This is a genomic window from Nonomuraea sp. NPDC001684 (genome assembly GCF_053596515.1).
Genome location: NZ_JBSFGJ010000486.1, coordinates 1 through 6613, shown reverse-complemented (window position 1 = coordinate 6613; position 6613 = coordinate 1). Strand labels below are relative to the sequence as shown.

The 6613-nt window shown below is 76.2% G+C and carries 7 protein-coding genes; 4 read left to right on the top strand and 3 right to left on the bottom strand.

Features of this window, described 5'->3' with window-relative positions:
* The coding region (locus ACWCSD_RS44705) for a LysR family transcriptional regulator substrate-binding protein (protein WP_449924477.1) at window positions 1–680 on the top strand (680 nt) is incomplete at its 5' end.
* Window positions 681–725: 45 nt separating this feature from the next.
* Here ACWCSD_RS44705 and ACWCSD_RS44700 read toward each other — a convergent pair.
* The 3 genes from ACWCSD_RS44700 to ACWCSD_RS44690 all read right to left on the bottom strand — a co-directional run bounded on the left by ACWCSD_RS44700 (window position 726) and on the right by ACWCSD_RS44690 (window position 4122).
* Window positions 726–2057, bottom strand: coding sequence for a serine hydrolase domain-containing protein (locus ACWCSD_RS44700; RefSeq protein WP_449924474.1), 1332 nt, complete (start codon window positions 2055–2057; stop codon window positions 726–728).
* A gap of 80 nt (window positions 2058–2137) precedes the next feature.
* The gene (locus ACWCSD_RS44695) at window positions 2138–2800 is read right to left on the bottom strand and encodes a response regulator (protein WP_449924471.1); all 663 of its coding nucleotides are present in this window, start codon (window positions 2798–2800) and stop codon (window positions 2138–2140) included.
* Complete coding sequence (locus ACWCSD_RS44690) at window positions 2797–4122, bottom strand: sensor histidine kinase (RefSeq protein ID WP_449924468.1); 1326 nt, start codon at window positions 4120–4122, stop codon at window positions 2797–2799. Before ACWCSD_RS44690 ends, ACWCSD_RS44695 begins: the two co-directional genes overlap by 4 nt.
* Window positions 4123–4256: 134 nt before the next feature.
* On the opposite strand from ACWCSD_RS44690, the gene ACWCSD_RS44685 reads away from it, so the two are divergent.
* From ACWCSD_RS44685 to ACWCSD_RS44675, 3 genes are all read left to right on the top strand, one after another.
* Window positions 4257–5216 carry an ABC transporter ATP-binding protein gene (locus ACWCSD_RS44685; protein WP_449924463.1) on the top strand — a complete coding sequence of 320 codons (960 nt, stop codon included), beginning with the start codon at window positions 4257–4259 and terminating at the stop codon, window positions 5214–5216.
* Window positions 5213–6010: a hypothetical protein gene (locus ACWCSD_RS44680; RefSeq protein ID WP_449924461.1), complete on the top strand. Its 798-nt coding sequence runs from the start codon at window positions 5213–5215 to the stop codon at window positions 6008–6010. Before ACWCSD_RS44685 ends, ACWCSD_RS44680 begins: the two co-directional genes overlap by 4 nt.
* Window positions 6011–6030: 20 nt before the next feature.
* On the top strand, window positions 6031–6613 hold a 583-nt coding region (locus ACWCSD_RS44675; protein ID WP_449924458.1), incomplete at its 3' end, for an alpha/beta hydrolase.

The following is a 6613-nucleotide window of genomic DNA, read 5'->3' as shown; positions in this document are numbered from 1 at the left end:
CGCGCGCCGACGTGCTGCGCGCGGCGGCCCAGCCGGCCCACCGGCTGCGGCTGGCCGCGACCCCGCTGGCGGTCAACGCGGTGCTGGCCGGACGGCTGGCCGAGGCGCGCGCCGCCCAGCCGCGGCTGCGGGTGGAGGTGCGCACCTGTGACCGGGAGCGGCTGGCCGAGCTGCTGGCCGAGGGGGAGGCCGAGCTGGGGCTGGCCGACGGCATCGCCGCGCCCAGCGACCCGCTGCGCCTGCCGGAGTCGGGCCCGATGACCACGGTGGGCGTCAGCGAGGAGGACCTGGTGGTGGCGTTGCCGCCAGGGCATCCGCTGGCGGGACGCCGGGCGCTGCGGCTGGCCGACCTCGTCGACGCCCGCTGGCTGCAGACGCCGCTGTGCCCGTTGCCGCGCCTGCGCGACCTGGCCGGTGACGGGTTCGCCGCCGCGCTGGTCTACCAGGGCGACGACGTGCACACCGTGCTCAACCTGGTGGCCGCCGGGCACGGGCTGACCCTGCTGCCCGCCTCGGCCGGGCGGGGGGTGCCGCTGGTGGCGCCGCGCCTGGTGCACCGGGTGGAGCTGGTGCACGGCGCGCTGCCGCCCGGCCCGGCCGCCGCCTTGGCAACGGCCCTGACCGGCCCTGACCGGCCCGCCGGCCTGACGCCGCGGGCCGGTCGCCGTCCGGCGGGCTGACGCCGTCGGCCGTCCGGCCCGGTCCGTGTGGGGCGGCTGGGCGGGTCAGGCGTGCCAGCCGGTCACGCCGCCCGGCACCGGCGCGGCCGGGTCGTAGGGCTCGCGGGTGAAGACGAACGTGTTGAGGTCGAGGTGGTCGGCGGCCACGCGCAGCCTCTCGCCGGCGTAGTAGCCGTCCAGCCCGAGCCAGGTGCCGTCGTCCTGGGGCACGAACCGGGAGGCGCGCCCGCTGCCGTCGACGGGCGCCAGCGACAGCCCGCGCTCGGGCAGCAGCCGCAGCGCGTACGGCTTGGGCCCCCAGTGCCACAGCCCGGTCAGCGCCAGCAGGTCGGGGTCGGCGGGGGCGGGCTGCCATTCCTCGGGCAGGCGCGGCTCGTGCTTGTCGAGGATGTCGAGCAGGTCGGTGGGCAGGGAGCCGGTCATGCCGCTGGTGGTGTTGGCCATGAACAGCACGCCGACGCGTTCGGCCGGGTCGGCCCACACGGTGGCCAGGAAGCCGGGCATGGACCCGGTGTGCCCGGCCAGGCGGCGCCCGCCGACGCGGGCCAGTTGCAGGCCGAGCCCGTAGCCGGCGGTCCAGGAGTCGCCGTCGGCGACGCCGGCCGGTTCGCGCATCTCGGCCAGGGTGTCGGGCGACAGCACGCCGCCGGTGTCGCCGCCGACGAAGGCGGCCCAGCGGGCCAGGTCGTGCGGGGTGGACCACAGCTGCCCGGCCGGCCCCATGGCCACGGCGTCGTGCTCGGGCTCGGTGAGCACCGTGTCGGCCCACGGGTGGACGGCGTAGCCGGTGGCGTGCGGGGCGCGGGGGCGGGCGGTGGTGGCGTTCATCTCCAGCGGCGCCAGCACCTCCTGCCGCACGGCCTGCTGCCAGTCGGTGCCGCGCAGCCGGGCCACCAGCTCGCCCAGCAGCGCGAACCCGACGTTGGAGTAGTGGAAGAGCCGGCCGGGCCGGTGCCTGACCTGGTCGGGGCCCACCCGCTTGAGCAGGTCGGGCAGCTCCAGGCCGGGGGTGCGCTCCCACCAGTCGGTCGGCGGCTCGGCGGTCAGGCCCGAGGTGTGCGACAGCAGCTGGGCGATGGTGGCCTGCCCGGCGGCGGTGCCGGGCAGGTGACGCTCCAGCGGGTCGGTCAGCGCGATCCTGCCCTCGTCGCGCAGCCGCATGACGGCCACGGCCACGATCGACTTGGTGATCGATCCCAGCCGGTACTGGGTGGCCGGGGTCGGCGGGCCGTCGCCGACGCGGCCGCGGCCGCCGAACCACACCGTCCGCCCGTCGCGGACGATCGCCGCCGTCAGCGACGGCACCCTGCACTCGGCCTGCTCGACGGCCAGCCTGCGCAGCAGCGCGCGGGCCGTCACCTGTCCCACCTGACTCATGGGCGACAACACTAGCGGCGTCGGGTGGCCGCCAGGTGCGTACCTGCCGCCTCGCCGCGGCCGGCCTGGCCGCCGGGCTGTCATCGATCGTGGTGGGGGGTGACCAGGCCGGCGTCGTAGGCGGCGATGACGAGCTGGACCCGGTCGCGGGCGCCGAGTTTGGTGAGCAGGCTGGCGATGTGGGCCTTGGCCGTGCCGGGGCTGATGTGCAGCTGGGCGGCGATCTCGGCGTTGGACAGGCCGCGCCCGGCCAGGGTCAGCACCTCGCGTTCGCGCGCGGTGACGCCCAGCGGCTCGCGGGGCAGCGGGCGGGGTTGGGGGCGGCCGGCGAACTCGGCGATGAGGCGGCGGGTGACGCTGGGCGCGATCAGCGCGTCGCCGGCCGCGACCACGTGGACGGCGGACAGGATGTCCTCCAGCGCCATGTCCTTGACCAGGAACCCGCTGGCTCCGGCCCGCAGCGCGGCGTGGACGTTGGCGTCGTCGTCGAACGTGGTGAGCATGATCACGCGGGTGGCGGGGGATTCGGCGGTGATGGTCTGGGTGGCCTCGATGCCGTCCATGCCGGGCATGCGGATGTCCATCACGACGACGTCGGGGCACAGCTGCCGCGTGAGCTGGACGGCTTGGGCCCCCGTCCCGGCCTCCCCGGCGACGACGACGTCGCCGGTGCCGTCGATGACCATGCGCAGACCGGCGCGGATCAGCGGCTGGTCGTCGGCGAGCAGGACGCGGACGGTCACCGTGCCTCCACGCGCGTGCTGCGGCCGCTCTCGCCCGCCGGGGCGTGCTGCGGCAGCGGAAGGGCCGCGGTGACGCGGAAGCCGCCCTGCGGGCGCGGCCCGGCGCTGAGGCGGCCGTCGAGCAGGGCGGCTCGCTCGCGCATGCCGGCGATCCCGTACCCACCGCCGGGCCAGCCCGCGCCGGTTGAGCCCGCGACGGCTGAGGCGGTGCCGCGTCCGTCGTCGGTGATGTCGACGCGCAGTTCGCCGGGCGCGTAGTCGAGGACGACCTGGCAGTGGCGGGCGCCGGCGTGGCGGACGACGTTGGTCAGCGACTCCTGGACGATGCGGAAGGCGCACCGGTCGACGGCCGGGGGCAGCTCGCGTGGCGTGCCTCGGCGGCGCACGTCCACGTGGAGGCCGGCGGCCGTGGTCGTCGCGGCGAGCCGGTCGAGGTCCGCCAGCCCCACCGGCAACCCCGACCCCGCCCACGTCTCCGACCCCGGCCCCGCCAGCAACCCCGTCTCCGTCTCCGACCCCGGCCCCGCCCACGTCTCCGGCTCTCCGGCGGCCGGGGGCTCGCGGAGCACGCCGAGCATGTGCCGCAGCCCTTGCAGCGTCTGCCGGCCGGCGGCCTCGATCGCGCCGAGCGCCTGGCGCGCCTGGTCCGGGCGGGTGTCGATCACCCGGGCGCCCGCGCCGGCCTGGATGGCGATGACGCCGATGCTGTGGGCGACCATGTCGTGCAGCTCTCGCGCGATGCGCAGCCGGTCGGCCGTGACCGCCTGAAGCTCGGCCTGCGCACGCAGCGCCTGGCCGTACTCGCGTCGTTGCCGGAGCGTCGTGCCCGCCGTCCAGGCGACCACGACGCCCAGGCCGAGCAGGAGCGACAGCGCGAGGAAGCCCGGCGCGGCGGCGCGCAGCCCCTGGGCCAGCAGGGTCCCGTACCAGACCGCCTGCTGCACGGTCAGCGTGGCGGCCGCCGCCACCAGCCCGCTCCGGCGCGTACGGGTGGCCGTGATGAGACAGACCAGCAGGTCGGCCGCCGGCAGCAGCGGCCAGATCCGCTCGGCGGGCTGCGCCACGGCCACCGCCACGACCAGTTCGGCCAGCAGCACCGCCAGCACCGCGCACGACCGCCGCCGGGCCCACACCATCGGGACCGCCGTCGCGGCGGCGAACCCGAAGTGTGCCGCGCCCACCGGCAGCGGGCTCTCGCCGTCGGTCAGCGTCACGACGTACAGCAGCGGCAGGCAGGCCACCACGGCGCACCACGACAGCGCCGTCCGCACGCCGTGCGGCAGCCGCTGCGTCAAGGGTGGCCTGGGCGTTGGTTCGCGCACCCGGCCGATCGTAGTCACCGGTCGCCCCCGCGGGCATCGGCCTGCCGGCCTATGCCCGCGGGCCACCCCACCGGTACGCGAACAGGCCTGCGGCCAGATGCCCCGCCTGCCCGGCCTGCGACACCGTTGGCCAGGTGATCGAAGTCAACCAACTGACCAAGCGTTACGGCCCGGTGAGAGCCGTCAACGCGCTGACCTTCACCGTGCGGCCGGGCTGCGTCACCGGGTTCCTCGGCCCGAACGGCGCCGGCAAGAGCACCACGATGCGGATGATCCTCGGGCTGAACAGGCCCACCAGCGGCACCGCCACCATCAGCGGCCGCCCGTTCGCCCGTCACCGCGCCGGCCTGCGGCACGCCGGCGCGCTGCTGGACGCCGGCGACGTGCACGGCGGACGCACCGCGGCGGCGCACCTGTCGGCACTGGCCCGCGGCAACGGCCTGCCGCACCGCCGGGTGGGCGAGGTGCTGCGGGAGGTGGGCCTGGAGAGCGTGGCCCGCCGCCGGGTGGGCGGCTTCTCCCTGGGCATGCGCCAGCGGCTCGGCATCGCCGCCGCCCTGCTGGGCGACCCGCCGGTGCTGCTGTTCGACGAGCCGGCCAACGGCCTGGACCCCGAGGGCGTGCGCTGGGTGCGCGGCCTGTTCCGCCGCCTGGCCGCCGAAGGACGCACCGTACTGGTCTCCAGCCACCTGATGAGCGAGATGGAGCACACCGCCGACCGGCTCGTCGTCATCGGCCGGGGCGAGTTGATCGCCGAGGAGAGCGTGGCCGAGTTCGCCGCCCGCGGCACCGGCTCGTCGGTGACCGTGCGCTGCGGCGCCCCCGCCGAACTGGCCGCCGTGCTGGCCCAGGCAGGCGCCCGCGCGCAGCAGGGCGACGACGGCGCGCTGACCGTCACCGGGCTGAGCGCCGCCCGCATCGGCGAGCTCGCCTTCGAGCGGCGCATCGTGCTGCGGGAACTCGCCCCACGCCGGGCCTCGCTGGAGCAGGCCTTCATGGAGCTGACCGCCGACCGCGCCGACCACCGCGCCGACCACCGCGCCGACTCCCATGCCGACTCCCATGCCGACTCCCTGCCAGGTGACCGGCGATGACGGCCGCCCGCTTGCGTGACCTGCTGGCCGCCGAGTGGATCAAACTCTGGTCGTTGCGCTCCACCCGCTGGCTGCTCGGCCTCGGCCCGCTGGCCATCATCGCCTTCGCCGCCCAGAGCGCCCTGAACGCCTACCGCGAGTGGCCGAACTTCCCGCCGATGCAGAAGGCCATGTTCAGCCCCTTGAACGAGGCGTTCAGCGGACTGTCGGCCACCATGTTCATGATCGGGGCCGGCGGCCTGGGCGCGCTGACGATCGTCGGCGAGTACGCCACCGGCCTCATCCGCACCACCCTGACCGCCGTCCCGGCCCGTCACCGCGTCGTGGCCGCCAAGCTCGCCGTCGTCGGCGGCGTGCTGCTGGCCATCGGCGTGCTCGTCTCGGCCGCCACCTTCGGCGTCAGCCAGGCCATCCTGTCCGGCCGCGGCGTCGCCGTCGCCCTCGGCGATCCCGGCGTGCTGCGCGTGCTGGCCGCCAACGCGCTCCTGGCTCCGGTGTCAGGGCTGGTCGGCATGGGGATCGGCGCGCTGCTGCGGCACACCGCGGCCGCCGTCGTGTCCGTCTGCGCGGTGCTGGTCATCGTGCCGACGTTCTTCCGGCCGACCGTCCACCAGTGGCTCAACGACCTCTACGCCCTGGTGCCCTTCTACGTCTGGCGTACCTGCCTGGGGCTGCCCCAGCTCCGCGACGACCCCGCCCTGCCCACGGTGGCCGGCTCCTGGGCCGTGTTCGCGGCCTGGCCGCTGGCCGCCGCCGTCCTGACCGTGCTCGTCGTGCAACCCCGCGACGTCTGACCGCTCCTGAGAGGAATCCGATGAACTCCCTGCTGTTCCTCCGGCCGCTGGCAGCCTGCCTGGCCCTGGCCGTCACGGCCTGCGCCACGCCGACCGCCTCGGCCACTCCCTCCGGCCCCTCCACCCCCGCCGGCCCGGCCGCCACCGCGTCCCCGGCCGTCGCCGGGCTGGAACTGCCGCGCCCCACCGGCCCCGATCCGGTCGGCCGCGACGTCCTGTACCTGGTCGACACCAGCCGTAAGGACCCGTGGGTCCCGCGATCGGGCCCGCGCCGCCTGATGGTCTCGATGTACTACCCCGCTCGCTCGGCCACCGGCGCCCCGGCGCCCTTCATGACGGTGGAGGAGGCCGCGTCCCTGCTGCGGCGCAAGGCCCCCGGCGCCGACCTGCCCGCCGAGATCGTCAGCGGCATCCGCACCTACGCCCACACCGGCACGCCCCCCAGGCGCGGCCGCCACCCGCTGGTGGTGCTCTCACCCGGCCTCGGCCTGCCGCGGGCCAGCCTCACCTCCCTGGCCGAGGACCTGGCCAGCCGCGGCTACGTCGTCGCCTCCCTCGACCACGCCTACGAATCGTCGGGGACCGTCTTCCCCGGCGTCGGCC